Origin of the sequence: Stenotrophomonas sp. 22385 (assembly GCF_052045085.1) — a bacterium.
Lineage (GTDB): Bacteria > Pseudomonadota > Gammaproteobacteria > Xanthomonadales > Xanthomonadaceae > Stenotrophomonas.
Map to the genome: position 1 here is coordinate 438840 of NZ_JBQEOG010000002.1, position 26192 is coordinate 465031.

Sequence of the window (26192 nt, forward strand, 5' to 3'; positions counted from 1 at the left end):
CCGGCAGCCGCGCCGCCGGATGTGACCTGACAGCCCCATCGACAAGATTTCCTCCTTTCGGAGAAACACCATGAAAGACCTGCTCAACCTCTTCAACCAGCAGCGCCAGACGCTGGACTTCGACGCGATCAAGATCGCGCTGGCCTCGCCGGACCTGATCCGTTCGTGGTCCTTCGGCGAAGTGAAGAAGCCGGAAACCATCAACTACCGTACCTTCAAGCCCGAGCGTGACGGCCTGTTCTGCGCCGCCATCTTCGGGCCGGTCAAGGACTACGAGTGCCTGTGCGGCAAGTACAAGCGCATGAAGCACCGTGGCGTGGTCTGCGAAAAGTGCGGTACCGAAGTGACGCTGGCCAAGGTGCGCCGCGAGCGCATGGGCCACATCGACCTGGCCTCGCCGGTCGCGCACATCTGGTTCCTCAAGTCGCTGCCGTCGCGCATCGGCCTGATGCTGGACATGACCCTGCGTGACATCGAGCGCGTGCTGTACTTCGAAGCCTACGTGGTGACCGAGCCGGGCCTGACCGCCCTGGAGCGCCGCCAGTTGCTGACCGAAGAACAGTACCTGCAGGCCCGCCAGGAGCACGGCGACGACTTCGACGCCGCCATGGGCGCCGAGGCCGTGTACGAACTGCTGCGCACCATCGACCTGCAGTCGGAGATGACCCGCCTGCGCGAGGAAATCGCCAGCACCGGTTCGGAAACCAAGCTCAAGCGCCTCACCAAGCGCATCAAGCTGGTCGAAGCCTTCCTGGAATCGGGCAACCGCCCGGAATGGATGGTCATGACCGTGCTGCCGGTGCTGCCGCCGGACCTGCGTCCGCTGGTGCCGCTGGACGGCGGCCGCTTCGCGACCTCCGACCTGAACGACCTGTACCGCCGCGTCATCAACCGCAACAACCGCCTGCGCCGTCTGCTGGAGCTGAACGCGCCGGACATCATCGTGCGCAATGAAAAGCGCATGCTGCAGGAATCGGTCGATGCGCTGCTGGACAACGGCCGCCGCGGCCGTGCCATCACCGGCACCAACAAGCGCCCGCTGAAGTCGCTGGCCGACATGATCAAGGGCAAGCAGGGTCGCTTCCGCCAGAACCTGCTGGGCAAGCGCGTGGACTACTCGGGCCGTTCGGTCATCGTGGTCGGTCCGTACCTGCGCCTGCACCAGTGCGGCCTGCCGAAGAAGATGGCACTCGAGCTGTTCAAGCCGTTCGTGTTCGCCAAGCTGCAGCGTCGTGGCCTGGCCACCACCATCAAGGCCGCCAAGAAGCTGGTCGAGCGCGAAGAAGCCGAAGTCTGGGACATCCTGGAAGAGGTCATCCGCGAACACCCGGTGATGCTGAACCGTGCGCCGACCCTGCACCGCCTGGGCATCCAGGCGTTCGAGCCGGTGCTGATCGAAGGCAAGGCCATCCAGCTGCACCCGCTGGTCTGCACCGCGTTCAACGCCGACTTCGACGGTGACCAGATGGCCGTCCACGTGCCGCTCTCGCTGGAAGCCCAGCTGGAAGCGCGTGCGCTGATGATGTCCACCAACAACATCCTGTCGCCGGCCAACGGCGAGCCGATCATCGTGCCGTCGCAGGACGTGGTGCTGGGTCTGTACTACATGACCCGTGCCCTGGAAAACAAGAAGGGCGAGGGCATGGCCTTCGCCAACATCGCCGAAGTGAAGCGTGCCTATGACAACCGCGTGGTGGAACTGCACGCCAAGGTCAAGGTCCGCATCACCGAGGTGGTGACCGACGAGAACGGCGAAAAGCAGAACAAGACCTCGATCGTGGATACCACGATCGGTCGCGCCCTGCTGGCCGAAATCCTGCCGGAGGGCCTGCCGTTCGCACTGGCCAACACCGAGCTGACCAAGAAGAACATCAGCCGCCTGATCAACTCCAGCTACCGCCAGCTGGGCTTGAAGGATACGGTCGTGTTCGCCGACAAGCTGATGTACACCGGCTTCGCCTATGCAACCCGTGCAGGCGTGTCGATCGGCATCGACGACATGCTGATTCCGGACGAGAAGCGCGGCATCCTCACCGAGGCCGAAGCTGAAGTGCTGGAAATCCAGGAGCAGTACCAGTCGGGCCTGGTCACCGCCGGCGAGCGCTACAACAAGGTGGTCGACATCTGGTCGCGTACCAACGAACGCATCGCCAAGGCGATGATGGACACCATCGGTACCGAGAAGGTGGTCAACGCCAAGGGTGAGACCATCGACCAGAAGTCGATGAACTCGCTGTACATCATGGCCGACTCCGGTGCCCGTGGTTCGCAGGCGCAGATCCGCCAGCTGGCCGGCATGCGCGGCCTGATGGCCCGTCCGGATGGCTCGATCATCGAAACGCCCATCAAGGCGAACTTCCGTGAAGGCCTGAACGTGCAGGAGTACTTCAACTCCACCCACGGTGCCCGTAAGGGTCTGGCCGATACCGCGCTGAAGACCGCCAACTCGGGTTACCTGACCCGTCGTCTGGTGGACGTGGCGCAGGACGTGGTCATCACCGAAGTGGATTGCGGTACCACCGAAGGCCTGACCATGACCCCGATCGTGGAAGGCGGCGATGTCGTGGAGCCGTTGAAGGACCGCGTGCTGGGCCGTGTCGTGGCCGAGGACGTGTTCCTGCCGGGCAACGACGAAGATCCGATCGTGACCCGCAACACCCTGCTGGACGAACAGTGGGTGGCCAAGCTGGAAGACGCCGGCGTGCAGAGCATCAAGGTGCGCTCCACGATCAGCTGTGAATCGGCGTTCGGCGTGTGTGGCCGCTGCTACGGTCGCGACCTGGCCCGTGGCCACCTGGTCAACATCGGTGAAGCGGTGGGCGTCATCGCCGCACAGTCGATCGGTGAGCCGGGTACCCAGCTGACCATGCGTACGTTCCACATCGGTGGTGCGGCATCGCGTGCGGCAGCCGTGGACAACATCACGGTCAAGACCACCGGTTCGGTGAAGTTCAACAACCTCAAGTCCGTCGAACACGCCAGCGGTTCGCTGGTGGCGGTCTCGCGCTCGGGTGAAATCTCGGTGCTCGATGCCCATGGCCGTGAGCGTGAGCGTTACAAGCTGCCGTACGGCTCGATGATCGCGTCCAAGGACGGCGATGCAGTGAAGGCTGGCCAGACCGTGGCCAACTGGGATCCGCATAACCATCCGATCGTGTCCGAAGTGGCCGGTTTCATCCGTTTCATCGACTTCATCGACGGCGTCACCGTCATCGAGAAGACCGACGAACTGACCGGCCTGGCCTCGCGCGAAATCACCGATCCGAAGCGTCGTGGCTCGCAGGCCAAGGAGCTGCGCCCGATCGTGCGCATCGTGGATGCCAAGGGCAATGACCTGACCATCCCGAACACCGACCTGCCGGCCCAGTACCTGCTGCCGCCGCGTTCCATCGTCAACCTGCAGGACGGCGCCGCCGTCGGCGTGGGCGACGTGGTCGCCAAGATCCCGCAGGAAGCGTCCAAGACCCGCGACATCACCGGTGGTCTGCCGCGCGTGGCCGATCTGTTCGAAGCGCGCAAGCCGAAGGATCCGGCGATCCTGGCCGAGCGTTCGGGCATCATCAGCTTCGGCAAGGACACCAAGGGCAAGCAGCGCCTGATCATCAAGGACACCGATGGTTCGGAACACGAAGAGCTGATCCCGAAGTACCGCCAGGTGATCGTGTTCGAAGGCGAGCACGTGACCAAGGGCGAAACCATCGTGGACGGCGAGCCGAGCCCGCAGGACATCCTGCGCCTGCTGGGTGTCGAACCGCTGGCCGCCTACCTGGTCAAGGAAATCCAGGACGTGTACCGCCTGCAGGGCGTGAAGATCAACGACAAGCACATTGAAGTGATCACCCGCCAGATGCTGCGCAAGGTCGAAATCACCGATCAGGGCAGCAGCAAGTTCCTGAATGGCGAGCAGGCCGAGCGCCAGCGCGTCATCGAGGAAAATGCACGCCTGGCCGCCCGTAACGAGCTGATCGCCCGTTTCGATCCGGTCCTGCTGGGCATCACCAAGGCGTCGCTGGCCACCGAATCGTTCATTTCGGCGGCTTCGTTCCAGGAAACCACCCGCGTGCTGACCGAAGCCGCCGTCCGCGGCACCTCGGACAACCTGCGCGGCCTGAAGGAAAACGTCATCGTCGGCCGCCTGATCCCGGCCGGTACCGGCCTGGCCTACCACGCCAACCGTCGTCGCAATGCCTCCGGGCTGACCGAGTCGGAAATGCAGACCCTGTCCGGCACGCCGGCCGTGGCTGAAGTGGCTCCGGCAGCTCCGGTGGCAGTGGAATCGACCGAAGCCGAATCGGCCGCGGGCGAGGAATGAGAAACCGGTCCGACCCGCAAGGGTCGGACCAACCTTCGGGTAGCGGCCGACCGTTGGTCGGACGATGCCCGAAGGGGTAGGGCACCACCGTAGGTGGTGCCGAACCCGCTTTGCCGGTGGCGTAACCGCCACCAATGAGGTAGGATGCCGGCCGGTCCGCGAAAGGGGGCCGGTTTGACAACCTGAACGGGGGGCATGGAGAAGGCTCCCCTGTAACGGCCCGGGATCAGGGCTGGCTTGGCGCGTGCGCGGTTGACTGCGTTTTCGCCAGGTTGCTACAATCGTCTGTCTCAGCAGGCTGGATTCCTTCGGCCTGCTCGCACATATCCGCATTCATGGCCTGTTTTCACCGGGCCTCTCTCAGAAGAACTTACTGATGGCGACGATCAATCAGCTTGTCCGCAAGCCGCGGCAGGCAACCACTTACAAGAGCGCCTCCCCGGCTCTTGAAAAGTGCCCCCAGCGCCGTGGCGTCTGCACGCGCGTGTACACCACCACCCCGAAGAAGCCGAACTCGGCGCTCCGCAAGGTTGCCAAGGTCCGCCTGACCAACCAGGAAGAGGTCATCAGCTACATCGGTGGCGAAGGCCACAACCTGCAGGAGCACTCCGTGGTCCTCATCCGTGGCGGTCGCGTCAAGGACCTGCCGGGTGTGCGTTACCACACCGTGCGTGGCTCGCTGGACGCCTCGGGCGTTGCCAAGCGTCGCCAGGGCCGTTCCAAGTACGGCGCCAAGCGTCCGAAGAGCTAAGGGAAAGTACACATGTCTCGTAAAGGTAATACGCCGCAGCGCTCTGTCCTGCCGGATCCGAAGCACGGAAGTGAAACCATCGCGCGCTTCATCAACATGGTGATGCTGAGCGGCAAGAAGTCGGTCGCTGAAAAGATCGTCTATGGCGCCATGGACGTGATCAGCGAAAAGAACCCGAACTCCATCGAGCTGGTGCAGAAGGCTCTGGACAACGTGGCTCCGTCGGTCGAAGTGAAGTCCCGCCGCGTCGGCGGTGCGACCTACCAGGTTCCGGTCGAAGTGCGTTCGTCGCGCAAGATGGCCCTGGCCATGCGCTGGCTGATCGACTCCGCCCGCAAGCGTGGTGAGAACACCATGCCGAAGAAGCTGGCTGCTGAACTGCTGGATGCCTCGGAAAACCGTGGTGGCGCCATCAAGAAGCGCGAAGAAACCCACCGCATGGCCGAAGCCAACAAGGCATTCGCCCACTACCGCTGGTGAGTTTGACGGCCTTGTAAAACAGGCACGGCAGCACCATTAAGGTGCTGCCTCGCGGCCCCAGAAGGGCTGCGCCAATCCGAAGGCCGCCGAAAGGCGGCGTTCGGCCATCCGAATTCCAAGAAATTGAGAGGCTCCCGTGGCCCGCACCACTCCCATCGAGCGTTACCGCAATTTCGGCATCATGGCCCACATCGATGCCGGCAAGACCACCACGTCCGAGCGCATCCTGTTCTACACCGGCAAGAGCCACAAGATCGGTGAAGTGCATGACGGCGCCGCCACCATGGACTGGATGGAGCAGGAGCAGGAGCGTGGCATCACGATCCAGTCCGCTGCCACCACCGCGTTCTGGAAGGGCATGGACAAGTCCCTGCCGGAGCACCGCTTCAACATCATCGACACCCCCGGGCACGTCGACTTCACCATCGAAGTGGAGCGCTCGCTGCGCGTGCTCGACGGTGCGGTGTTCGTGCTGTGTGCTGTCGGCGGCGTGCAGCCGCAGTCCGAAACCGTGTGGCGCCAGGCCAACCGGTACAAGGTGCCGCGCATCGCGTTCGTCAACAAGATGGACCGCACCGGCGCCAACTTCACCAAGGTCGTCGGCCAGCTGAAGGCCAAGCTGGGTGCGACCGCCGTGCCGATGCAGCTGCCGATCGGTGCCGAAGAAGGCTTCAAGGGCGTTGTCGACCTGATCAAGATGAAGGCCATCCACTGGGATGAAGCCTCACAGGGCATGAAGTTCGAGTACCTGGACATCCCGGCCGACATGAAGGACGCCGCCGACGAGGCGCGCACCTTCATGATCGAAGCTGCGGCCGAGGCCAGCGAAGAACTGATGGAAAAGTACCTTGGCGGCGAAGAGCTGACCGAGGCCGAGATCATCGAAGCCCTGCGCGTGCGCACCCTGGCGACCGACATCGTGCCGATGTACTGCGGCTCGGCGTTCAAGAACAAGGGCGTGCAGGCCATGCTGGACGGCGTGGTGCAGCTGCTGCCGTCGCCGATCGACGTGCCGGACGTGACCGGTACCGACGTTGACGACGAGACCGTCGCGCTGAGCCGCAAGTCCGACGACAAGGCGCCGTTCTCGGCGCTGGCCTTCAAGATCATCACCGACCCGTTCGTGGGTGCGCTGACCTTCTTCCGTGTCTACTCGGGCACGTTGAATGCAGGCGACCAGCTGCTGAACTCGGTGAAGGGCAAGAAGGAGCGCATCGGTCGCATCCTGCAGATGCACTCCAACGATCGCGAAGAGATCAAGGAAGTGCTGGCGGGTGACATCGCGGCGGCCGTCGGCCTGAAGGACACCACCACCGGTGACACCCTGTGCTCGCAGGAGCACCCGATCATCCTGGAACGCATGGTGTTCCCGGAGCCGGTGATCTCGATGGCGGTCGAGCCGAAGACCAAGTCCGACCAGGAAAAGATGGGCCTGGCCCTGGGTCGTCTGGCCCAGGAAGATCCGTCGTTCCGCGTCAAGACCGACGAAGAATCCGGCCAGACCATCATCTCGGGCATGGGCGAGCTGCACCTGGACATCATCGTTGACCGCATGAAGCGCGAGTTCAACGTCGAGGCCAACGTCGGCAAGCCGCAGGTGGCTTACCGCGAAACCATCCAGCTGGCCGACGTGAAGTCGGATTACAAGCACGCCAAGCAGTCCGGTGGTAAGGGTCAGTACGGTCACGTCGTGATCGAGCTGTCCCCGATCACGGCTGAAGACCGTGCCGATCCGAAGATCGCGCCGAACATCAAGGACGATTTCCTGTTCATCAACGACATCACCGGTGGCGTGATTCCCAAGGAATTCATTCCGTCGATCGAAAAGGGCCTGCGCGAAACCATCACCAGCGGTCCGCTGGCTGGCTTCCCGGTCGTGGACGTGAAGGTGAAGCTGGTGTTCGGCTCCTACCATGACGTCGACTCCTCGGAAATGGCGTTCAAGCTGGCTTCGTCGATGGCCTTCAAGCAGGGCTTCGCCAAGGCCAAGCCGGTCCTGCTGGAGCCGATCATGAAGGTCGAGATCGTGACCCCGGAGGACTACCAGGGCGACGTGATGGGCGACGTCAGCCGTCGTCGTGGCGTGCTGCAGGGTTCGAGCACCACCGGTGACGGTTCGGCCAGCATCATCAACGCGATGATCCCGCTGGGTGAAATGTTCGGTTACGCCACCTCGCTGCGTTCGCAGACCCAGGGTCGTGCGACGTTCACGATGGAATTCGACCACTACGAGCCGGCGCCGAACAACATCGCCGAAACCGTGATCAAGAAGGCCTGAGCGTAAGCTCAGGTCCTCACCTTCTTCTTTCTGATATCCAAGGTATACAACAATGGCAAAGGGTAAGTTCGAGCGCACCAAGCCGCACGTCAACGTCGGCACCATCGGTCACGTCGACCACGGCAAGACCACGCTGACCGCCGCACTGACCAAGATCGGTGCCGAGCGCTTCGGTGGCGAGTTCAAGGATTACTCCGCGATCGACGCCGCGCCGGAAGAAAAGGCCCGTGGCATCACGATCTCGACCGCACACGTCGAATACGAATCCACCACCCGTCACTACGCCCACGTCGATTGCCCGGGCCATGCTGACTACGTCAAGAACATGATCACCGGTGCCGCCCAGATGGACGGCGCGATCCTGGTCTGTTCGGCTGCTGACGGCCCGATGCCGCAGACCCGCGAGCACATCCTGCTGTCGCGTCAGGTCGGCGTGCCGTACATCGTCGTGTTCCTGAACAAGGCCGACATGGTGGACGACGCCGAGCTGCTGGAACTGGTCGAAATGGAAGTCCGCGAGCTGCTGAGCAAGTACGACTTCCCGGGCGACGACACCCCGATCATCGCGGGCTCGGCCCGTCTGGCGCTGGAAGGCGACCAGAGCGACATCGGCGTGCCGGCCGTGATCAAGCTGGTCGAAGCACTCGACAGCTGGATCCCGACCCCGGAGCGTGACGTCGACAAGGCGTTCCTGATGCCGGTGGAAGACGTGTTCTCGATCTCGGGCCGCGGCACCGTGGTGACCGGTCGTATCGAGCGCGGCGTGATCAAGGTCGGCGAAGAAATCGAAATCGTCGGTATCCGTCCGGTCCAGAAGACCACCGTGACCGGCGTGGAAATGTTCCGCAAGCTGCTCGACCAGGGTCAGGCAGGCGACAACGCCGGTCTGCTGCTGCGCGGCACCAAGCGTGACGACGTCGAGCGTGGCCAGGTCCTGGCCAAGCCGGGTTCGATCAAGCCGCACACCACCTTCGACGGCGAAGTGTACGTGCTGTCCAAGGACGAAGGCGGCCGCCACACCCCGTTCTTCAAGGGCTACCGTCCGCAGTTCTACTTCCGTACCACCGACATCACCGGTGCGGTCGAGCTGCCGGAAGGCGTGGAAATGGTCATGCCGGGCGACAACGTGAAGATGGTTGTCACGCTGATCAACCCGGTCGCCATGGACGAAGGCCTGCGCTTCGCGATTCGTGAAGGCGGCCGTACCGTCGGCGCCGGCGTGGTCTCCAAGATCATCGCGTAATCTGTTAGACTCTGCGCCCCGATGTTGCCTGGGTAGGGCATCGGGGTTGCAACAAAACGGGAAAAGAGGCGCAGGATGCACCTCGTGTTCCCCAGACCAGGAAGGGTCGCGCCATTCAGGCAGTGTCAACAGGTCCCCTGTTGACCGCCGCGTTGTATGCGCGCTATACTTTTTGTCTGGGCAGATCGGGAGACCGGTCTGCCTCGATTTTTGAGGTCTACGGAAAGATCTTGTCGCCGCGCAGGAATGTGCGGCGTCCGCATTCAGGATATTCATGGGACAAGGCAACCCAGAGGCCTTGTCCGTCGCTCTTTTAACGAAGGAACCTACCGCCATGGCGGACCAAAAGATCCGGATTCGGTTGAAGGCGTTCGATCATCGTTTGATCGACCGTTCGGCCAGCGAGATCGTTGAAACGGCAAAGCGGACCGGCGCGCAAGTGCGTGGCCCGATCCCGCTGCCGACCAAGATCGAGCGCTACACCATTCTCGTCTCGCCGCACGTCGACAAGGACGCGCGTGACCAGTACGAGACCCGCACGCACAAGCGCGTGCTCGACATCGTCGACCCCAACGACAAGACCGTGGACGCGCTGATGAAGCTCGAACTGGCTGCCGGCGTCGACGTTCAGATCAAGCTGACCTGAGGACTACGACCATGACGAAGAAATATTCGTTGGGCTTCGTGGGCCGCAAGGCTGGCATGAGCCGCGTGTTCACCGAAGATGGCCAGGCCATTCCGGTGACCCTGATTGAAGCCACCCCGAACCGCATCGCGCAGATCAAGACCGTCGAAGCCGACGGCTACAGCGCCGTGCAGGTGACCGTCGGCGCGCGTCGCGCTGCCCTGGTCAACAAGCCGGAAGCCGGCCACTTCGCCAAGGCGAAGGTGGAAGCCGGTCGCGGCCTGTGGGAATTCCGCGTTGAAGACGCGCAGCTCGGCGATTTCGCCGTTGGCGGCGAAGTCAAGGCGGACATCTTTGAAGTGGGCCAGAAGGTCGACGTCCAGGGTGTCACCAAGGGTAAGGGCTTCCAGGGCACCATCAAGCGCTACAACTTCCGTATGGGCGACGCCACCCACGGTAACTCGCTGTCGCATCGCGCGCCGGGTTCGCTGGGCCAGCGCCAGACCCCGGGTCGTGTGTTCCCGGGCAAGAAGATGTCGGGCCACATGGGTGCCGTGCAGCAGAGCACGCAGAACCTGGAAGTTGTCAAGGTCGACGTCGAGCGCGGTCTGATCGCGATTCGCGGCGCCGTGCCTGGCGCTGCGGGTGGTGACGTGATCGTGCGTCCGGCTAGCAAGGCATAAGGAGAGATGACGATGGAACTCGTTATCACGGGTAGCAACAACAAGGTCTCGGTCTCCGATGCCGTGTTCGGTCGCGATTTCAGCGAAGATCTGGTCCACCAGGTCGTCGTCGCCTATCGCAACGCCGGTCGCGCCGGCACCAAGGCACAGAAGACTCGCTCTGAAGTGGCTGGTACCACCAAGAAGTCGAAGAAGCAGAAGGGCGGCGGTGCGCGTCATGGCGCGCTGACGGCTCCGATCTTCGTCGGCGGTGGCGTCACCTTCGCGGCCAAGCCGCGCAGCTTCGAGCAGAAGGTCAACCGCAAGCAGTACCGTGCCGCCATGTGCGCGATCCTGTCCGAGCTGAACCGTCAGGGCCGTCTGACCATCGTGGAGTCGTTCGATGTCGAAGCGACCAGCACGAAGGCGCTGATCGCCAAGCTGGCCGGCCTGGAAGTGGGCAAGCGCCCGCTGATCGTCACCGAGGAAGCCACCGAGCACCTGTACCTGTCGGCCCGCAACATTCCCTACGTGGAAGTGCGTGACGTGCAGGGCCTGGATCCGGTGTCGCTGGTCGGTGCCGACACGGTCGTCATCACCGCTGACGCGGTCAAGAAGGTCGAGGAGTGGCTGGCATGAACAGCAACGAAAAAATCTTCAGCGTGCTGCGTGCTCCGCGAGTCTCCGAAAAGACCGCGCGCCTGCAGGAACATTCCAACCAGTATGTCTTCGAGATCTCGAACGAAGCGACCAAGGCCGACGTGAAGGCCGCGGTAGAGCAGTTGTTCGACGTCAAGGTCGAAGCGGTCAACGTGCTGAACGTGAAGGGCAAGAACAAGTCCTTCCGTAACCGCACCGGCCGCCGCGGCGATTGGCGCAAGGCGTACGTGCGTCTCGCCGATGGCCAGTCCATCGATGTAACGGCCAAGGCCTGAGGTACATCCCATGCCATTGATGAAATTCAAGCCCACTTCCCCCGGCCGCCGTTCGGCCGTGCGCGTGGTTACGCCCGATCTGCACAAGGGCGCACCGCACGCAGCGTTGCTGGAGCCGAAGAGCAATACCGGTGGTCGTAACCACCACGGTCGCATCACCACCCGTCACGTGGGCGGTGGTCACAAGCAGCATTACCGTCTGATCGACTTCAAGCGCAACAAGGAAGGCATTCCGGCGCGCGTGGAACGCATCGAATACGATCCGAACCGCACCGCCCATATCGCCCTGCTGTGCTACGTCGACGGCGAGCGCCGCTACATCATCGCACCGAAGGGCCTGAAGGCCGGTGACCAGGTGATCGCGGGTTCGGATGCGCCGATCAAGACCGGCAACACCCTGCCGCTGCGCAACATTCCGGTTGGTACCACTGTCCACGGCATCGAACTGAAGCCGGGCAAGGGTGCCCAGATCGCGCGTGCCGCCGGCGCTGCCGTGCAGCTCGTCGCTCGTGAAGGCGTCTTCGCCACCCTGCGCCTGCGCTCGGGTGAAATGCGCAAGGTGCCGGTCGAGTGCCGCGCAACGATCGGCGAAGTCGGCAACGACGAACACAACCTGGAAAAGCTGGGCAAGGCTGGCGCCAAGCGCTGGCGCGGTGTCCGCCCGACCGTTCGTGGTGCTGCCATGAACCCGGTTGACCACCCGCACGGTGGTGGTGAGGCGAAGGCCGGCCAGGGTAATCCGCATCCGGTCACCCCGTGGGGTGTCCCGACCAAGGGTTACAAGACGCGCAAGAACAAGCGCACCCAGCAATTCATCGTCCGCGATCGTAGGGGCTAATCGACCATGGCACGTTCACTCAAGAAGGGCCCGTTCGTCGATCACCACCTCGTCAAGAAGGTGGAGGCCGCTGCGGGTAGCAAGAAGCCGATCAAGACCTGGTCGCGCCGTTCGATGATCCTGCCGGAAATGGTAGGCATCACCATCGCCGTTCATAACGGTAAGAACCACGTTCCGGTGCTCGTCAACGAGAACATGGTCGGCCACAAGCTCGGCGAATTTGCCATCACCCGGACCTTCAAGGGTCACGGTGGTGACAAGAAGTCGGGCAAGTAAGGAGAGATGACAATGGAAGCGAAAGCAATCCTGCGCTCCGCGCGCATCTCTGCGCAGAAAGCCCGCCTGGTCGCTGACCAGGTGCGCGGCCTGCCGGCCGAGCGTGCGGTCAACCTGCTGAAGTTCTCGGACAAGAAGGCTGCCCACCTGATCAAGAAGGTGGTGGAGTCGGCTATTGCCAATGCCGAAAACAACCAGGGCGCCGACGTCGACGAGCTGAAGGTTCAGACCATCATGGTAGATGAAGGTCCGACCCTGAAGCGTTTCATGGCGCGGGCGAAAGGCCGCGGCACCCGCATCCTCAAGCGCACCAGCCACATCACTGTGGTTGTGGGCGCCGGCAAGTAAGCGGAAAGGAAAACACCATGGGTCATAAAGTTCATCCGATTGGTATCCGCCTCGGCATCTCCAAGGACTGGAACTCCAAGTGGTACGCCAACAAGGCCGAGTTTGCTGGTTATCTGGCAGCCGACCTGAAGGTGCGGGACATGCTGCGCAAGAAGCTCGCGCAGGCCGGCATCAGCAAGATCCTCATCGAACGTCCGGCGAAGACCGCCCGCGTGACGATCCACACCGCCCGTCCGGGCGTGGTGATCGGCAAGCGTGGTGAGGACATCGAGAAGCTGCGCAAGGAAGTGAGCGAAATGATGGGCGTTCCGGCGCACATCAACGTCACCGAAGTGCGCAAGCCCGAGCTGGACGCACAGCTGGTTGCCGAGTCGATCGCGCAGCAGCTGGAGCGTCGCATCATGTTCCGCCGCGCAATGAAGCGCTCGGTCGGCAATGCGATGCGCCTCGGTGCCCTGGGCATCAAGGTCAACGTCGGTGGCCGCTTGAACGGTGCGGAAATCGCCCGTTCGGAGTGGTACCGCGAAGGCCGCGTGCCGCTGCACACGCTGCGTGCCGACATCGACTATGGCTTCGCTGAAGCCAAGACGACCTACGGCATCATCGGCATCAAGGTCTGGATCTACAAGGGCGAGGTTTTCGATTTCTCCCAGGTTGGCCAGGAAAAGCAGGACGACACCCCGTCGCGCAACGATCGTAACGATCGCGGCGACCGCGGTGACCGTCAGCGCCCGGCCCGTGAAGCGAGGTAACGACAATGTTGCAACCCAAGCGAACCAAGTACCGCAAGGTACACAAGGGCCGTAACGATGGCCTGAGCTGGAGCGCCAACGCTGTCAGCTTCGGCGAATACGGCCTGAAGGCAACCGCCCACGGTCAGCTGACCGCGCGTCAGATCGAAGCGGCCCGCCGCTCGATCAGCCGCTACGTCAAGCGCGGTGGCAAGATGTGGATCCGCGTGTTCCCCGACAAGCCGATCACCAAGAAGCCCATCGAAGTCCGAATGGGTTCTGGTAAGGGCAACGTGGAGTACTGGGTAGCCCAGATCCAGCCCGGCCGCATGATCTATGAAATTGAAGGTGTGGGTGAAGACGTGGCACGCGAGGCGTTCCGCCTGGCAGCTGCCAAGCTCTCCGTGACCACCACTTTCGTGACCCGGACGGTGATGTGATGGATATCAAACAACTTCGCGAAAAGTCGGCTGACGACCTGAAGTCCCATTTGGTCGACCTGCGTAAGGAGCAGTTCTCGCTCCGCATGCAGCAGGTCACCGGGCAGCTGCCGAAGACTCACGAAACCCGCCGGGTCCGCCGCGAGATTGCTCGCGTCAAGACCCTGCTCGGCAGCAACAAGTAAGGATGGCCGCGATGAGCGACAATACTGAAAACAAGCAGCTGCGCACGGTCGAAGGCCGTGTCGTCAGCAACAAGATGGACAAGACGGTCACCGTGCTGGTGGAGCGCCTGGTCAAGCACAAGCTTTACGGCAAGTACTTGAAGCGTTCGACCAAGCTGCACGCGCACGATGCCGACAACGCCTGCAATGAAGGCGATGTCGTGCTGGTGACCGAAATTGCTCCGATGTCCAAGACCAAGAACTGGCGCGTGGTGGAAGTCATCACGCGTGCGGCTCAATAAGGAGATCTGACTCATGATCCAGATGCAGAGCTACCTCGAGGTCGCGGACAATTCCGGTGCCAAGGAAGTGATGTGCATCAAGGTGCTGGGCGGCTCCAAGCGTCGCTACGCACACATCGGTGACATCATCAAGGTCACCGTGAAGGATGCAATTCCGCGCGGCAAGGTCAAGAAGGGTGAAGTGTTCGACGCCGTCGTGGTGCGTACCCGCAAGGGTGTGCGTCGCGCCGACGGCTCGCTGATCCGTTTCGACGCCAATGCCGCGGTCCTGCTCAACAACAAGCAAGAGCCGATCGGCACCCGCATCTTCGGGCCGGTGACCCGTGAACTTCGTTCCGAGAAGTTCATGAAGATCGTCTCGCTCGCTCCCGAAGTGCTGTGAGCGACAGGAGATAATCATGGCTAACCGTATCAAGAAGGGCGACCAGGTCGTCGTCAACACCGGCAAGGACAAGGGCAAGCAGGGCGAAGTCGTCCGCGTCGATGGCGATCGTGTGATCGTCGCCAACGTGAACATCGTCAAGCGCCACACCAAGCCGAACCCGCAGGCAGGCGTTGCCGGCGGCGTGGTCGAGCGTGAAGCTTCGATCCATATCTCCAACGTGAATGTGCTCAACCCGGCTTCGGGCAAGGGCGAGCGCGTTGGCTTCAAGGTGCTGGAGGATGGACGCAAACTGCGTGTGTTCCGCTCCAGCGGTGAGGCGCTCGACGCCTGAGGAATGAGAAGATGAGTTCCCGTCTCGAAAAGTTCTACCAGGAAGAAGTGGTGCCGGCGCTGATGAAGCAGTTCGGCTACACCAATCCGATGCAGGTTCCCCGCCTGGTCAAGGTCACCCTGAACATGGGTGTCGGCGAAGCGGCGACCAACAAGAAGATCCTGGAAAATGCCGTCGCCGACATGGCCAAGGTCTCCGGCCAGAAGCCGATCGTGACCAAGTCCCGCGTCTCGGTGGCTTCGTTCAAGATCCGCGATGGTTGGCCGATCGGCTGCAAGACCACGCTGCGTCGTGCCAAGATGTATGAGTTCCTGGATCGCCTGATCAACATCTCGCTGCCGCGCGTGCGCGACTTCCGTGGTGTCTCGGGTCGTTCCTTCGACGGTCGCGGCAACTTCAACATGGGTGTGAAGGAACAGATCATCTTCCCGGAAATCGACTTCGACGCCGTCGACGCGATCCGCGGCATGGATATCGCCATCACCACCACCGCCAAGACCGATGCGGAAGCGAAGGCGCTGCTCGCAGCGTTCAAGTTCCCGTTCCGTAACTGATACGTCGAGGAATCCGAAATGGCAAAGACCTCCATGGTCAACCGCGACCTGAAGCGTGCGAAGCTGGCCGTCAAGTACGCCGGCAAGCGTGACGAGCTGAAGAAGATCATCTCCAGCACGACCGCTTCGTACGAAGAGAAGGAACAGGCCGTGATCAAGTTGCAGAAGCTGCCGCGCGATTCGTCGCCGAGCCGCCACCGCAACCGTTGCGAACTGTCGGGCCGCCCGCGTGGCGTGTACAGCAAGTTCGGCCTCGGCCGCAACAAGCTGCGCGAAGCCACCATGCGTGGTGACGTGCCGGGCCTGCGCAAGGCCAGCTGGTAAGGGACTCGTCCCTGCAGTACGGGGTGGGCCTGTTCAGGTTCACCTCGACTTGAAGAGTCCGACCCCGGTCGGGCTCTTTTTGTCGTATACTCCCGCGTCTCACCCGCCCTTCACTGGGTGGTGCGGGGTAGGGCGGTCCGGTAGAGCCGACTGTGGGTCGGCAGCCAGGAAGCGCTGAAGAAGAACGACGGGCCGCCAGGCCCATTCCAAAAAGCAAGATTTTCGCGAAAGCGGATATCGGTGCACTCAAAGGTATCGACTATGAGCATGACTGATCCCATCGCCGACCTGCTGGTACGCATCAAGAATGCGGCTGCGGTTGGCAAGCAGACGGTGAAGGCACCGTCCTCCAAGATCAAGGTTGCAATCGCAGAAGTGTTGAAGGCCGAAGGCTACATCACCGACCTGCGCGTGACCAAGACCGAGAACAACAAGGCCGAGCTTGAAATCGTCCTGAAGTATTTCGAGGGCAAGCCGGTCATCGAGACCCTGAAGCGCTTCTCGCGTTCGGGTCTGCGCCAGTACCGTGGCAAGTCCGAGCTGCCGAAGGTCCTGAACGGCCTGGGCATCTCCATCATCTCCACCTCCAAGGGCATCATGACTGATGCGCAGGCGCGCCAGTTGGGCGTCGGCGGCGAAGTCCTGTGCTTCGTGGCCTAAGGCGAGAAGGAAACTACTATGTCCCGCGTAGCCAAGAAGCCGGTCAACCTGCCCAAGGGCGTTGAACTGAACATCCAGCCGGAATCCGTCAGCGTGAAGGGCCCGAAGGGCACCCTGAGCCTGCCGAAGGTTGCTGGCGTTGAAATTTCCGTCAATGACGGCGTTGCCACCCTGGCCGCCAGCAACGACGACCTGGTTGCCCTCACCGGCACCGTCCGCGCGATCCTGGCCAACATGGTCAAGGGCGTCACCGAAGGCTTCGAGCGCAAGCTTGAGCTGGTCGGCGTCGGCTACCGCGCCGCCATGCAGGGCAAGGACCTGAGCCTGTCGCTCGGTTTCTCGCACCCGGTGGTGTACGTGGCGCCGGAAGGCATCACGCTGTCGACCCCGACCCAGACCGAAATCCTGGTCCAGGGCACCGACAAGCAGCTGGTGGGCGAAGTTGCCGCCAAGATCCGCGCTTACCGCAAGCCGGAGCCCTACAAGGGCAAGGGTGTGAAGTACGCCGGCGAAGTCATCATTCGTAAGGAAGCCAAGAAGGCGTAAGGGCGAGTCCCCTTCTCGGGGAGAAGTCCTGTCTTCAGCTTTCAAGGAAAAAGATCATGAACAAGAACATTGCTCGCCTGCGTCGCGCCAAGTCCACCCGCGCACACATCCGTGTCCTCGGCGTGCCGCGTCTGTCGGTGCTGCGCACGGGTCAGCACCTGTATGCCCAGGTCTTCACCGCCGACGGCTCCAAGGTGCTGGCTGCCGCCAACACCACCCAGGCCGACGTCAAGGAAGGCCTGAAGAACGGCAAGAACAGCGACGCCGCCGCCAAGGTCGGCAAGCTGGTTGCCGAGCGCGCCAAGGCTGCGGGCATCGAGAAGGTCGCTTTCGACCGCTCGGGCTACCGCTACCACGGCCGTATCAAGGCACTGGCCGATGCAGCCCGCGAAGGCGGCCTGCAGTTCTAAGGGATAAGGAAGCGGGGCTGGTCCCCGCTTCCGCCTGCCTGCCGGCACGGGTTGTGCCGGGCAGCGTCCTTCTTCTGCAGGGGCGTTCGATCCACCGCGTCATTCCACAGCTATAAGCGGCCCTGAGCCGTACATACCCAATCAATCAAGGAATCAACATGGCAGAAGAACGTCAGCAGCGGGGTCGCGACCGCGACCGTAACCGCGAAGAGAAAGTCGACGACGGCATGATCGAGAAGCTGGTCGCGGTCAACCGCGTCAGCAAGACCGTCAAGGGCGGTCGTCAGTTCACCTTCACCGCACTGACCGTGGTCGGTGACGGCGCAGGCAAGGTAGGCTTCGGCTACGGCAAGGCGCGTGAAGTGCCGGTCGCGATCCAGAAGTCGATGGAGCAGGCCCGCAAGAACCTGGCCGACGTCGATCTGAACAACGGCACCTTGTGGCACCCGGTGAAGTCCGGTCATGGCGCGGCCCGCGTGTTCATGATGCCGGCTTCGGAAGGTACCGGCGTCATTGCCGGTGGTGCGATGCGCGCCGTGCTGGAAGCCGTTGGCGTCAAGAACGTGCTGGCCAAGGCCGTCGGTTCGCGCAACCCGATCAACCTGGTTCGCGCCACGCTGAAGGGCCTGTCCGAAATGCAGTCGCCGGCCCGCATCGCGGCCAAGCGCGGCAAGAAGGTGGAGGATCTCAACCATGGCTAATGACACCGTCAAGACCGTCAAGGTCCGTCTGGTTGGCGGCCTGCGTGGTACCCAGTCGCGTCACCGCCTGTCGGTGCGTGCCCTGGGCCTGAACAAGCTCAACGATGTGCGTGTCCTGAAGGACAGCCCGCAGGTTCGCGGTCTGATCAACAAGGTCCACTACCTCGTCAAGGTTGAGGAATAATCCAATGACCCTGCATCTCAATGAACTGAGCCCGGCACCGGGCGCGCGCAAAGAGCGCACCCGCGTCGGCCGTGGTATCGGCTCCGGCCTGGGCAAGACCTGTGGCCGCGGCCACAAGGGTTCGTTCGCCCGTAAGGGTGGCGGCAAGATCAAGGCGGGCTTCGAAGGCGGCCAGACCCCCATGCAGCGTCGTCTGCCGAAGGTCGGTTTCCGTTCCAAGATCGCCAAGGACACTGCCGAAGTGCTGTCGTACCACCTGGACCGCCTGGAAGCTGGCGAGATCGATTTCGCAGCGCTGCGCGCCGCGAAGCTGGTCCCGAGCACTGCCAAGCAGGCCAAGATCGTCATGAAGGGCGGCCTGACCAAGGCCTTCACCCTGAAGGGCATCGCAGCAACGGCCGGTGCCAAGGCCGCGATCGAAGCTGCCGGCGGCAGCGTACAGGAGTAAGACATGGCGCAAGCTGGCATTGGTAACCTGGGCGGCGGGCTCGGCAAGTTCACGGAACTTCGCCAGCGTCTGCTGTTCGTCGTCGGGGCTTTGATCGTCTACCGCATCGGCTGTTATGTGCCGGTGCCGGGCGTCAATCCCGATGCCATGCTTGCACTCATGCAGGCGCAGGGCGGCGGCATCGTGGACATGTTCAACATGTTCTCGGGCGGCGCCCTGCACCGTTTCAGCATTTTCGCGCTGAACGTGATGCCGTACATCTCGGCATCCATCGTGATGCAGCTGGCCGTCCACATCTTCCCCGCGCTCAAGGCGATGCAGAAGGAAGGTGAGTCCGGTCGCCGCAAGATCACCCAATATTCCCGCATCGGCGCCGTGTTGCTGGCGGTGGTGCAGGGCGGCAGCATCGCGCTGGCGCTGCAGAACCAGCTGTCCCCGTCCGGTGCGCCAGTCGTGTACGCGCCGGGCATGGGCTTCGTGCTCACCGCCGTGGTCGCGCTGACCGCCGGTACCATCTTCCTGATGTGGGTCGGCGAGCAGGTCACCGAGCGCGGCATCGGCAATGGTGTGTCGCTGATCATCTTCGCCGGCATCGTGGCCGGTCTGCCGGGTGCGGTCATCCACACCTTCGACGCCTTCCGCGAAGGCAACCTGCAGTTCATCCAGCTGCTGCTGATCGCACTGGTGGTGCTGGCCTTCACCTTCTTCGTGGTGTTCGTCGAACGCGGCCAGCGCCGCATCACGGTGAACTACGCACGTCGCCAGGGCGGCCGCAACGCGTACATGAACCAGACCTCGTTCCTGCCGCTGAAGCTGAACATGGCGGGCGTGATCCCGGCCATCTTCGCCTCCAGCATCCTGGCGTTCCCGACCACCCTGGCCATGTGGTCCGGCCAGGCCAGCTCGGCGACCTGGCTGCAGAAGGTCGCCAACGCCCTGGGTCCGGGCGAGCCGCTGCACATGATCGTGTTCGCTGCGCTGATCACCGGTTTCGCGTTCTTCTATACCGCGCTGGTGTTCAACTCGCAGGAAACCGCCGACAACCTGAAGAAGTCGGGCGCGCTGATTCCGGGCATCCGTCCGGGCAAGGCCACCGCCGACTACATCGACGGCGTGCTGACCCGCCTGACCGCGGCCGGCTCGGCCTACCTGGTGATCGTCTGCCTGCTGCCGGAAATCATGCGCACGCAGCTGAATGCGTCCTTCTACTTCGGCGGCACTTCGCTGCTGATCGTGGTGGTGGTGGTGATGGACTTCATCGCGCAGATCCAGGCGCACCTGATGTCGCACCAGTACGAGAGCCTGTTGAAGAAGGCCAACCTGAAGGGCGGCAACCGCGGCGGTTTTGCCCGCGGCTGATTGGCCTGTTACACTATCGTCTTCCTGACGTGATGGTCCTCCGCTTCGCGGACCTGGCCACACAAACGAAGGGCGGCCCCCGCAGCGGTTCCGGGTGGGGGTGAGATCGGGTCGTCCCGCGCGGGAGTAGCGCGGGCGGCGCCGGAAGAGGGCTCGAAAGAGTTGTCATTCCGGAGTCAACCTGGTCCGGCGCCGGAGCCTGGGCACACTCCCTGGGCCGGGTCCATGAAACCTTTCAGGTTTCACGGGCTTCCATGTAAACCGGAACCTTGTTAGTATCGCTAGTTCACTTTTTTGATCCATCCTGCCGGATCGGCGCGCCTCGGGTGCGCTGTCGGCCATCACTCAGCTGGAGAACCGCGTCATGGCGCGTATTGCAGGCGTCAACCTGCCAGCCCAGAAGCACGTCTGGGTCGGGTTGCAAAGCATTTACGGCATCGGCCGTACCCGTTCGAAGAAGGTCTGCGACGCCGCAGGCGTGACCTCGACCACCAAGATCCGCGATCTGTCGGAGCCGGAAATCGAGCGCCTGCGCTCGGAAGTGGCCAAGTACATCGTGGAAGGCGATCTGCGCCGTGAAATCGGTATCGCGATCAAGCGCCTGATGGACCTGGGCTGCTACCGCGGTCTGCGTCACCGTCGCGGCCTGCCGCTGCGTGGTCAGCGCACCCGTACCAACGCCCGCACCCGCAAGGGCCCGCGCAAGGCGATCAGGAAGTAAGGGACCTAAGAAATGGCTAAGCCCGTCGCTAAGACCAAGAAGAAGATCAAGCGCGTCGTCACTGACGGCGTTGCCCACGTCCACGCTTCTTTCAACAACACCATCGTGACCATCACCGACCGCCAGGGCAATGCTCTGTCGTGGGCGACGTCCGGTGGCGCTGGCTTCCGCGGTTCGCGTAAGTCCACCCCGTTCGCTGCCCAGGTGGCTGCCGAGAAAGCCGGCCGCGCCGCGCTGGATTACGGCGTCAAGTCCCTGGAAGTCCGCATCAAGGGCCCGGGTCCGGGTCGTGAGTCGGCCGTGCGCTCGCTGAACAACGTGGGCTACAAGATCACCAACATCATCGACGTGACGCCAATCCCGCACAACGGGTGCCGTCCGCCGAAGAAGCGTCGCGTCTAAAGGAGCGATAAGAAATGGCTCGTTATATCGGTCCTACCTGTAAGCTCGCCCGCCGCGAAGGCGCCGACCTTTCCCTCAAGAGCCCGGCCCGTGCGCTGGACTCCAAGTGCAAGCTGGAGCAGAAGCCCGGCCAGCACGGCGCGACCGCCCGCAAGGGCAAGCTGTCCGACTACGCCACCCAGCTGCGTGAAAAGCAGAAGGTCAAGCGTATCTACGGTCTGCTGGAGCGTCAGTTCCGCAACTACTACAAGAAGGCCTCGACCAAGAAGGGCAACACCGGCGAGAACCTGCTGCAGCTGTTGGAAACCCGCCTGGACAACGTCGTCTATCGCATGGGCTTCGCTGTGACCCGTCCGGCTGCCCGTCAGCTGGTCTCGCACCGCGGCGTCACCGTGAATGGCAAGTCGGTCAACCTGGCTTCGTACCAGGTCAAGGCCGGCGACGCTGTCGCGCTGTCCGAGAAGGCTGCCAAGCAGCTGCGCGTTCAGGAAGCCCTGACCGTGTCCAAGACGCACGACCTGCGCCCGACGTGGATCGAAGTGGACGCCGACAAGTTCGCCGGCATCTTCAAGGCCGTGCCGGATCGTTCGGACCTGCCTGCGGATATCAACGAAGCGCTGATCGTCGAGTTGTATTCGAAGTAATTCACATTGGAGAGCCCCCGGCGACGGCCGGGGGTTCACTAGGAGAACCCGCAACATGACGGTTACCGCCAACCAGGTTCTGCGTCCTCGTGGTCCGCAGATCGAACGCCTTACCGACACCCGCGCCAAGGTCGTTATCGAACCCTTGGAGCGTGGTTACGGGCATACGCTGGGCAATGCCCTGCGTCGCGTGCTGCTGTCGTCCATCCCGGGCTTCGCCATCACGGAAGTTGAGATCGACGGCGTACTGCACGAGTACACCACGCTCGAAGGCCTGCAGGAGGACGTTCTCGAAGTCCTGCTCAACCTGAAGGACGTGGCCATCCGTATGCACACCGGCGACAGCGCAACCCTGTCGCTGTCCAAGCAGGGTCCGGGTGTCGTGACTGCTGCCGATATCAAGGTCGACCACAACGTCGAGATCCTCAATACGGATCATGTCATCTGCCACCTGACCAAGGACACGGCAGTCAACATGCGTCTGAAGATCGAGCGCGGCTTCGGCTACCAGCCGGCCGCCGCGCGTCGTCGTCCGGATGAAGAGACCCGTGCCATCGGTCGTCTGGTCCTGGACGCCTCGTTCTCGCCGGTCCGTCGCGTCGCCTATTCGGTGGAAGCGGCCCGCGTCGAACAGCGTACCGACCTGGACAAGCTGGTGCTGGACATCGAAACCAACGGCACGATCGATGCCGAGGAAGCCGTGCGCACCGCCGCCGACATCCTCAGCGATCAGCTGTCGGTCTTCGGTGACTTCACCCACCGCGACCGCGGTGCAGCCAAGCCGGCCAACAACGGCGTGGATCCGGTGCTGCTGCGCCCGATCGACGACCTGGAACTGACCGTGCGTTCGGCGAACTGCCTCAAGGCCGAGAGCATCTACTACATCGGCGATCTGATCCAGAAGACCGAAGTGGAACTGCTCAAGACCCCGAACCTCGGCAAGAAGTCGCTGACCGAGATCAAGGAAGTCCTGGCACAGCGTGGTCTTTCGCTCGGCATGAAGCTGGAGAACTGGCCGCCGGCCGGTGTCGCCCAGCACGGCATGCTCGGCTGATCCAGCGCAGTAAATGTTTCACCCCGCACCTTCGGGTGCGGGGGCTTTACCCGCAGTACCTCGCATCGACAGGCGCCAGCCTGCGGTGACGGTCGGCCAGGAGGGCCGGCACCGGACCATCCGCAGTCCAAGCAACAACGCCGGGAAGGCGACAGCGATATCCAACCGATCCAATATTCTTTCAAGGAACATCCGTCATGCGTCACATGAAATCCGGCCGCAAGTTCAGCCGTACCAGCGCCCACCGCGAAGCAATGTTCAAGAACATGGCCGCGTCGCTGTTCAAGCACGAGCTGATCAAGACCACCCTGCCGAAGGCCAAGGAACTGCGTCGCGTCGCCGAGCCGCTGATCACCCTGGCCAAGGTCGACTCCGTCGCCAACCGCCGTCTGGCCTTCGCCCGCCTGCGTGACAACGAAGCCGTGGGCAACCTGTTCACCACCCTGGGCCCGCGTTACGCGAACCGTCCGGGCGGCTACCTGCGTCTGCTGAAGTGCGGCTTCCGCGCTGGCGACAACGCCCCGATGGCCTACGTCGAACTCGTCGACCGTCCGGCCGCCGTGGCTGAAGCCGTCGAAGAATAATCGACGGGCTTTACCAAAGATTCTTCAAGAAACCCGGCCCTGCGCCGGGTTTTTTGTTGGGCGTGTAGATCAAGAGCAACGGCAACGGCGCTGGGGATTTGCTGTCCACTGCGGGGCCCGGCCGGTGTGGGTTTGCGGGGGACGCCGTGAACCCATCCATGGGGGCTTGGTCGCCGCATCCATGCGGCTCACACCCCCGCAAACCCACCCCGGCCGGGACCTCGACGCTGGGTCGGTCGCCTATTGGCCCATCGGCCGGGCGTGGGAGGTCGCGGTCTGAATGAGGACGGGCACGCCCGTCCCGGCTTCGCCAACCGTAGAGCCGGGCCTTGCCCGGCTGCTGTTGCCCCCCATGCGCACCGACCCACCGTCGGCGCGGCCGGGCAGTGGACCTATCAGCCGTGCAGCTGTTCGCCAGGCCCCCAGAACACACCATATGGCCAACCAAGCCGATGTACGGCAAACGGCCGCAGCCTACACCGCACAGCTCCCTGTTAATCTTGGCGCCTGGACTAACAAGAGTGTTGGCAATGAATCCATTGCGCTGGAATTTCCGCGCCCAGTTCCTGCTGGGGTTCCTGGTGTGTGCTGGCCTGCTGGGCTATGCGATCTTCCTGCAGCTGAAGATGGGGCTGGAGCCGTGCCCGCTGTGCATCTTCCAGCGCATTGCGTTCGCTGCGCTCGGCCTGTTGTTCCTGATCGGCGCGCTGCATGGTCCGCGCGATCGGCCCGGGCGGATCACCTATGGCGTGCTGGCCTTCATTGCCGCCGCCGTGGGCATCGGCATTGCCGGGCGGCACGTGTATGTGCAGCTGCTGCCGCAGGACATGGGTTCGAGCTGTGGGCCGCCGCTGTCGTTCCTCAGCGAAACCATGGGACCGTTCGAAGTGTTCCGCACCGTGCTTACCGGTACCGGCAACTGCGGCAACATTGATTGGCAGTTCCTGGGCCTGACCATGCCCATGTGGAGCCTGGTGTGGTTCACCCTGCTGGGCCTCTGGGCGCTGCTGGTATCGTTCTGCCGTCCTGCGCGTCGCCACTGATCTTTCTTCTGCTGGTTTACTGGATATTCCGATGACTGCCTCCGACCGTGCCACCCCTTCCGCTTCGTTGCCGACCGACTGGTCGCCGGAGAGCTGGCGCGGCCGGCCCGCGCTGCAGATGCCGACCTACCCCGATCCGGTCGCGCTGGATGCGTCCCTGCACGAGCTCAAGCGGTTGCCGCCGCTGGTGACCTCGTGGGAGATCCTGTCGCTCAAGCAGCAGCTGGCCGAGGCCCAGGAAGGCAAGCGCTTTCTGCTGCAGGGCGGCGATTGTGCCGAGAACTTCAGCGACTGCGAGTCCACCACCATCTCCAACCGGCTCAAGGTGCTGCTGCAGATGAGTCTGGTGCTCGTGCACGGCATGCGCAAGCCGGTGATCCGCGTCGGCCGGTTCGCTGGCCAATACGCCAAGCCGCGCTCGGCCGACACCGAAACCCGCGACGGCGTGACCCTGCCCAGTTACCGGGGCGATGTGATCAACGCGCCCGAGTTCACCGAAGCCGCGCGCCTGCCCGACCCGCGCAGGATGCTGCAGGCCCACGCGCATTCGGCCATGACCATGAACTTCGTGCGTGCGCTGATCGATGGCGGCTTCGCCGACCTGCACCATCCCGAGTACTGGAACCTGGAGTGGGTGCGGCACTCGCCCCTGGCCACCGATTACCAGAAGATGGTCGCGTCCATCGGCGATGCCGTGCGCTTCATGGAAACCCTGTCCGGCGCACAGGTGTACAACCTCAACCGGATCGACTTCTACACCTCCCACGAGGCGTTGCTGCTGCCGTACGAGCAGGCGCTCACCCGACAGGTGCCGCGCCAGCACGGCTGGCTGAACCTGAGTACGCATTACCCGTGGATCGGCATGCGTACGGCTGCCCTCGATGGCGCGCATGTGGAATACCTGCGTGGCGTACGCAATCCGATTGCGATCAAGGTTGGCCCGTCCGTGCAGCCCGACCAGCTGCTGCGCCTGATTGACGTGCTCAATCCCGACGATGAGCCCGGCCGCCTGAGCTTCATCCATCGCATGGGCGCGGCGCAGATCGCCGAAAAACTGCCGCCGCTGCTGGAGGCGGTCAAGCGCGATGGCCGACGCGTGCTGTGGGTGTGTGACGCCATGCATGGCAACACCGAAAGCACCAGCAACGGCTACAAGACCCGTCGCTTCGACAACGTGCGCAGTGAAGTGGAGCTGTCCTTCGACCTGCACGCGGCCGCTGGCACGCGCTTGGGGGGCGTCCACCTGGAGCTGACGGGTGAGGACGTCACCGAATGCACCGGCGGCGCGCGCGAACTCACCGAGCGCGATCTTGAGCGTGCCTATCGCTCTTCCGTGGACCCGCGCCTGAACTACGAGCAGTCGCTGGAGATCGCCATGGCGATCGTATGCAAGCAGGGCGGGTAAACGCGCCGATCATCGCCGCTCTGGCACGGTAGGGCTCGGATTGAAGCCCTGC

Annotated in this window: 34 protein-coding genes; all 34 read left to right on the plus strand. The window is 63.1% G+C overall.

The window, feature by feature from the left end:
- Window positions 1-70 precede the first annotated feature (70 nt).
- The 34 genes from rpoC to ACTJI4_RS06590 all read left to right on the plus strand — a co-directional run bounded on the left by rpoC (window position 71) and on the right by ACTJI4_RS06590 (window position 26140).
- A complete protein-coding gene (rpoC, locus tag ACTJI4_RS06425; RefSeq protein ID WP_392924702.1) occupies window positions 71-4312 on the plus strand; it encodes a DNA-directed RNA polymerase subunit beta' in 4242 nt (1413 codons plus the stop codon).
- Between the two features lie 376 nt (window positions 4313-4688).
- On the plus strand, window positions 4689-5063 hold the full coding sequence (gene rpsL, locus ACTJI4_RS06430) for a 30S ribosomal protein S12 (protein ID WP_025879344.1): 375 nt from the start codon (window positions 4689-4691) through the stop codon (window positions 5061-5063).
- 12 nt (window positions 5064-5075) lie between these two features.
- Complete coding sequence (gene rpsG, locus ACTJI4_RS06435; protein WP_068849450.1) at window positions 5076-5543, plus strand: 30S ribosomal protein S7; 468 nt, start codon at window positions 5076-5078, stop codon at window positions 5541-5543.
- A gap of 136 nt (window positions 5544-5679) precedes the next feature.
- Window positions 5680-7821 (plus strand): elongation factor G, encoded by a 2142-nt coding sequence (gene fusA / locus ACTJI4_RS06440; RefSeq protein WP_440868842.1) that lies wholly within the window; start codon window positions 5680-5682, stop codon window positions 7819-7821.
- 52 nt (window positions 7822-7873) lie between these two features.
- The gene (gene tuf / locus ACTJI4_RS06445) at window positions 7874-9064 is read left to right on the plus strand and encodes an elongation factor Tu (RefSeq protein WP_440868841.1); all 1191 of its coding nucleotides are present in this window, start codon (window positions 7874-7876) and stop codon (window positions 9062-9064) included.
- 334 nt (window positions 9065-9398) lie between these two features.
- Window positions 9399-9710, plus strand: coding sequence for a 30S ribosomal protein S10 (gene rpsJ, locus ACTJI4_RS06450; RefSeq protein ID WP_010341589.1), 312 nt, complete (start codon window positions 9399-9401; stop codon window positions 9708-9710).
- Between the two features lie 11 nt (window positions 9711-9721).
- Window positions 9722-10372: a 50S ribosomal protein L3 gene (gene rplC / locus ACTJI4_RS06455; RefSeq protein WP_068849456.1), complete on the plus strand. Its 651-nt coding sequence runs from the start codon at window positions 9722-9724 to the stop codon at window positions 10370-10372.
- Between the two features lie 12 nt (window positions 10373-10384).
- Entirely contained in the window at window positions 10385-10990 is a 606-nt protein-coding gene (rplD, locus tag ACTJI4_RS06460) for a 50S ribosomal protein L4 (RefSeq protein ID WP_068849458.1), read from the plus strand.
- The gene (gene rplW, locus ACTJI4_RS06465; RefSeq protein WP_068854553.1) at window positions 10987-11286 is read left to right on the plus strand and encodes a 50S ribosomal protein L23; all 300 of its coding nucleotides are present in this window, start codon (window positions 10987-10989) and stop codon (window positions 11284-11286) included. The genes rplD and rplW overlap by 4 nt, the downstream gene beginning before the upstream one ends.
- A gap of 10 nt (window positions 11287-11296) precedes the next feature.
- Window positions 11297-12124: a 50S ribosomal protein L2 gene (gene rplB / locus ACTJI4_RS06470; RefSeq protein ID WP_068849460.1), complete on the plus strand. Its 828-nt coding sequence runs from the start codon at window positions 11297-11299 to the stop codon at window positions 12122-12124.
- A 6-nt stretch (window positions 12125-12130) separates the two neighbouring features.
- Complete coding sequence (gene rpsS / locus ACTJI4_RS06475; RefSeq protein WP_017355409.1) at window positions 12131-12400, plus strand: 30S ribosomal protein S19; 270 nt, start codon at window positions 12131-12133, stop codon at window positions 12398-12400.
- 12 nt (window positions 12401-12412) lie between these two features.
- Window positions 12413-12748, plus strand: a complete 336-nt coding sequence (rplV, locus tag ACTJI4_RS06480; RefSeq protein WP_017355410.1) for a 50S ribosomal protein L22 — start codon at window positions 12413-12415, stop codon at window positions 12746-12748.
- Window positions 12749-12765: 17 nt separating this feature from the next.
- Entirely contained in the window at window positions 12766-13500 is a 735-nt protein-coding gene (gene rpsC / locus ACTJI4_RS06485) for a 30S ribosomal protein S3 (RefSeq protein WP_068849461.1), read from the plus strand.
- 5 nt (window positions 13501-13505) lie between these two features.
- Window positions 13506-13919 carry a 50S ribosomal protein L16 gene (rplP, locus tag ACTJI4_RS06490; RefSeq protein ID WP_068849463.1) on the plus strand — a complete coding sequence of 138 codons (414 nt, stop codon included), beginning with the start codon at window positions 13506-13508 and terminating at the stop codon, window positions 13917-13919.
- On the plus strand, window positions 13919-14104 hold the full coding sequence (gene rpmC / locus ACTJI4_RS06495; protein WP_068849465.1) for a 50S ribosomal protein L29: 186 nt from the start codon (window positions 13919-13921) through the stop codon (window positions 14102-14104). Before rplP ends, rpmC begins: the two co-directional genes overlap by 1 nt.
- Before the next feature lie 11 nt (window positions 14105-14115).
- Window positions 14116-14385 (plus strand): 30S ribosomal protein S17, encoded by a 270-nt coding sequence (gene rpsQ, locus ACTJI4_RS06500; protein WP_193059172.1) that lies wholly within the window; start codon window positions 14116-14118, stop codon window positions 14383-14385.
- A gap of 13 nt (window positions 14386-14398) precedes the next feature.
- The gene (gene rplN / locus ACTJI4_RS06505) at window positions 14399-14767 is read left to right on the plus strand and encodes a 50S ribosomal protein L14 (RefSeq protein WP_017355415.1); all 369 of its coding nucleotides are present in this window, start codon (window positions 14399-14401) and stop codon (window positions 14765-14767) included.
- Between the two features lie 16 nt (window positions 14768-14783).
- Window positions 14784-15101 carry a 50S ribosomal protein L24 gene (rplX, locus tag ACTJI4_RS06510; RefSeq protein ID WP_017355416.1) on the plus strand — a complete coding sequence of 106 codons (318 nt, stop codon included), beginning with the start codon at window positions 14784-14786 and terminating at the stop codon, window positions 15099-15101.
- An 11-nt stretch (window positions 15102-15112) separates the two neighbouring features.
- Window positions 15113-15655, plus strand: coding sequence for a 50S ribosomal protein L5 (rplE, locus tag ACTJI4_RS06515; protein ID WP_068849470.1), 543 nt, complete (start codon window positions 15113-15115; stop codon window positions 15653-15655).
- A gap of 18 nt (window positions 15656-15673) precedes the next feature.
- Window positions 15674-15979 (plus strand): 30S ribosomal protein S14, encoded by a 306-nt coding sequence (rpsN, locus tag ACTJI4_RS06520; RefSeq protein ID WP_392914846.1) that lies wholly within the window; start codon window positions 15674-15676, stop codon window positions 15977-15979.
- Between the two features lie 261 nt (window positions 15980-16240).
- Window positions 16241-16639: a 30S ribosomal protein S8 gene (rpsH, locus tag ACTJI4_RS06525; RefSeq protein WP_017355419.1), complete on the plus strand. Its 399-nt coding sequence runs from the start codon at window positions 16241-16243 to the stop codon at window positions 16637-16639.
- An 18-nt stretch (window positions 16640-16657) separates the two neighbouring features.
- Window positions 16658-17185 (plus strand): 50S ribosomal protein L6, encoded by a 528-nt coding sequence (gene rplF / locus ACTJI4_RS06530; RefSeq protein ID WP_392914849.1) that lies wholly within the window; start codon window positions 16658-16660, stop codon window positions 17183-17185.
- A gap of 56 nt (window positions 17186-17241) precedes the next feature.
- A complete protein-coding gene (gene rplR, locus ACTJI4_RS06535) occupies window positions 17242-17595 on the plus strand; it encodes a 50S ribosomal protein L18 (protein WP_019186158.1) in 354 nt (117 codons plus the stop codon).
- A 158-nt stretch (window positions 17596-17753) separates the two neighbouring features.
- Window positions 17754-18296: a 30S ribosomal protein S5 gene (rpsE, locus tag ACTJI4_RS06540; protein ID WP_038690276.1), complete on the plus strand. Its 543-nt coding sequence runs from the start codon at window positions 17754-17756 to the stop codon at window positions 18294-18296.
- Window positions 18289-18480 (plus strand): 50S ribosomal protein L30, encoded by a 192-nt coding sequence (gene rpmD / locus ACTJI4_RS06545; RefSeq protein WP_068849475.1) that lies wholly within the window; start codon window positions 18289-18291, stop codon window positions 18478-18480. The genes rpsE and rpmD overlap by 8 nt, the downstream gene beginning before the upstream one ends.
- A gap of 4 nt (window positions 18481-18484) precedes the next feature.
- Window positions 18485-18928, plus strand: coding sequence for a 50S ribosomal protein L15 (gene rplO / locus ACTJI4_RS06550; RefSeq protein WP_068849476.1), 444 nt, complete (start codon window positions 18485-18487; stop codon window positions 18926-18928).
- A 3-nt stretch (window positions 18929-18931) separates the two neighbouring features.
- Complete coding sequence (gene secY / locus ACTJI4_RS06555) at window positions 18932-20287, plus strand: preprotein translocase subunit SecY (protein WP_068849478.1); 1356 nt, start codon at window positions 18932-18934, stop codon at window positions 20285-20287.
- Between the two features lie 364 nt (window positions 20288-20651).
- On the plus strand, window positions 20652-21008 hold the full coding sequence (gene rpsM / locus ACTJI4_RS06560; RefSeq protein WP_017355426.1) for a 30S ribosomal protein S13: 357 nt from the start codon (window positions 20652-20654) through the stop codon (window positions 21006-21008).
- 12 nt (window positions 21009-21020) lie between these two features.
- A complete protein-coding gene (gene rpsK / locus ACTJI4_RS06565; RefSeq protein ID WP_017355427.1) occupies window positions 21021-21410 on the plus strand; it encodes a 30S ribosomal protein S11 in 390 nt (129 codons plus the stop codon).
- A gap of 14 nt (window positions 21411-21424) precedes the next feature.
- A complete protein-coding gene (gene rpsD / locus ACTJI4_RS06570) occupies window positions 21425-22054 on the plus strand; it encodes a 30S ribosomal protein S4 (protein ID WP_068849480.1) in 630 nt (209 codons plus the stop codon).
- Between the two features lie 55 nt (window positions 22055-22109).
- The gene (locus tag ACTJI4_RS06575; protein WP_068849481.1) at window positions 22110-23108 is read left to right on the plus strand and encodes a DNA-directed RNA polymerase subunit alpha; all 999 of its coding nucleotides are present in this window, start codon (window positions 22110-22112) and stop codon (window positions 23106-23108) included.
- 197 nt (window positions 23109-23305) lie between these two features.
- Window positions 23306-23692: a 50S ribosomal protein L17 gene (gene rplQ, locus ACTJI4_RS06580; RefSeq protein ID WP_068849483.1), complete on the plus strand. Its 387-nt coding sequence runs from the start codon at window positions 23306-23308 to the stop codon at window positions 23690-23692.
- Window positions 23693-24222: 530 nt separating this feature from the next.
- Complete coding sequence (locus ACTJI4_RS06585; RefSeq protein ID WP_440868843.1) at window positions 24223-24735, plus strand: disulfide bond formation protein B; 513 nt, start codon at window positions 24223-24225, stop codon at window positions 24733-24735.
- A gap of 31 nt (window positions 24736-24766) precedes the next feature.
- Complete coding sequence (locus ACTJI4_RS06590) at window positions 24767-26140, plus strand: class II 3-deoxy-7-phosphoheptulonate synthase (RefSeq protein WP_440868844.1); 1374 nt, start codon at window positions 24767-24769, stop codon at window positions 26138-26140.
- The last annotated feature ends 52 nt before the right edge of the window (window positions 26141-26192 follow it).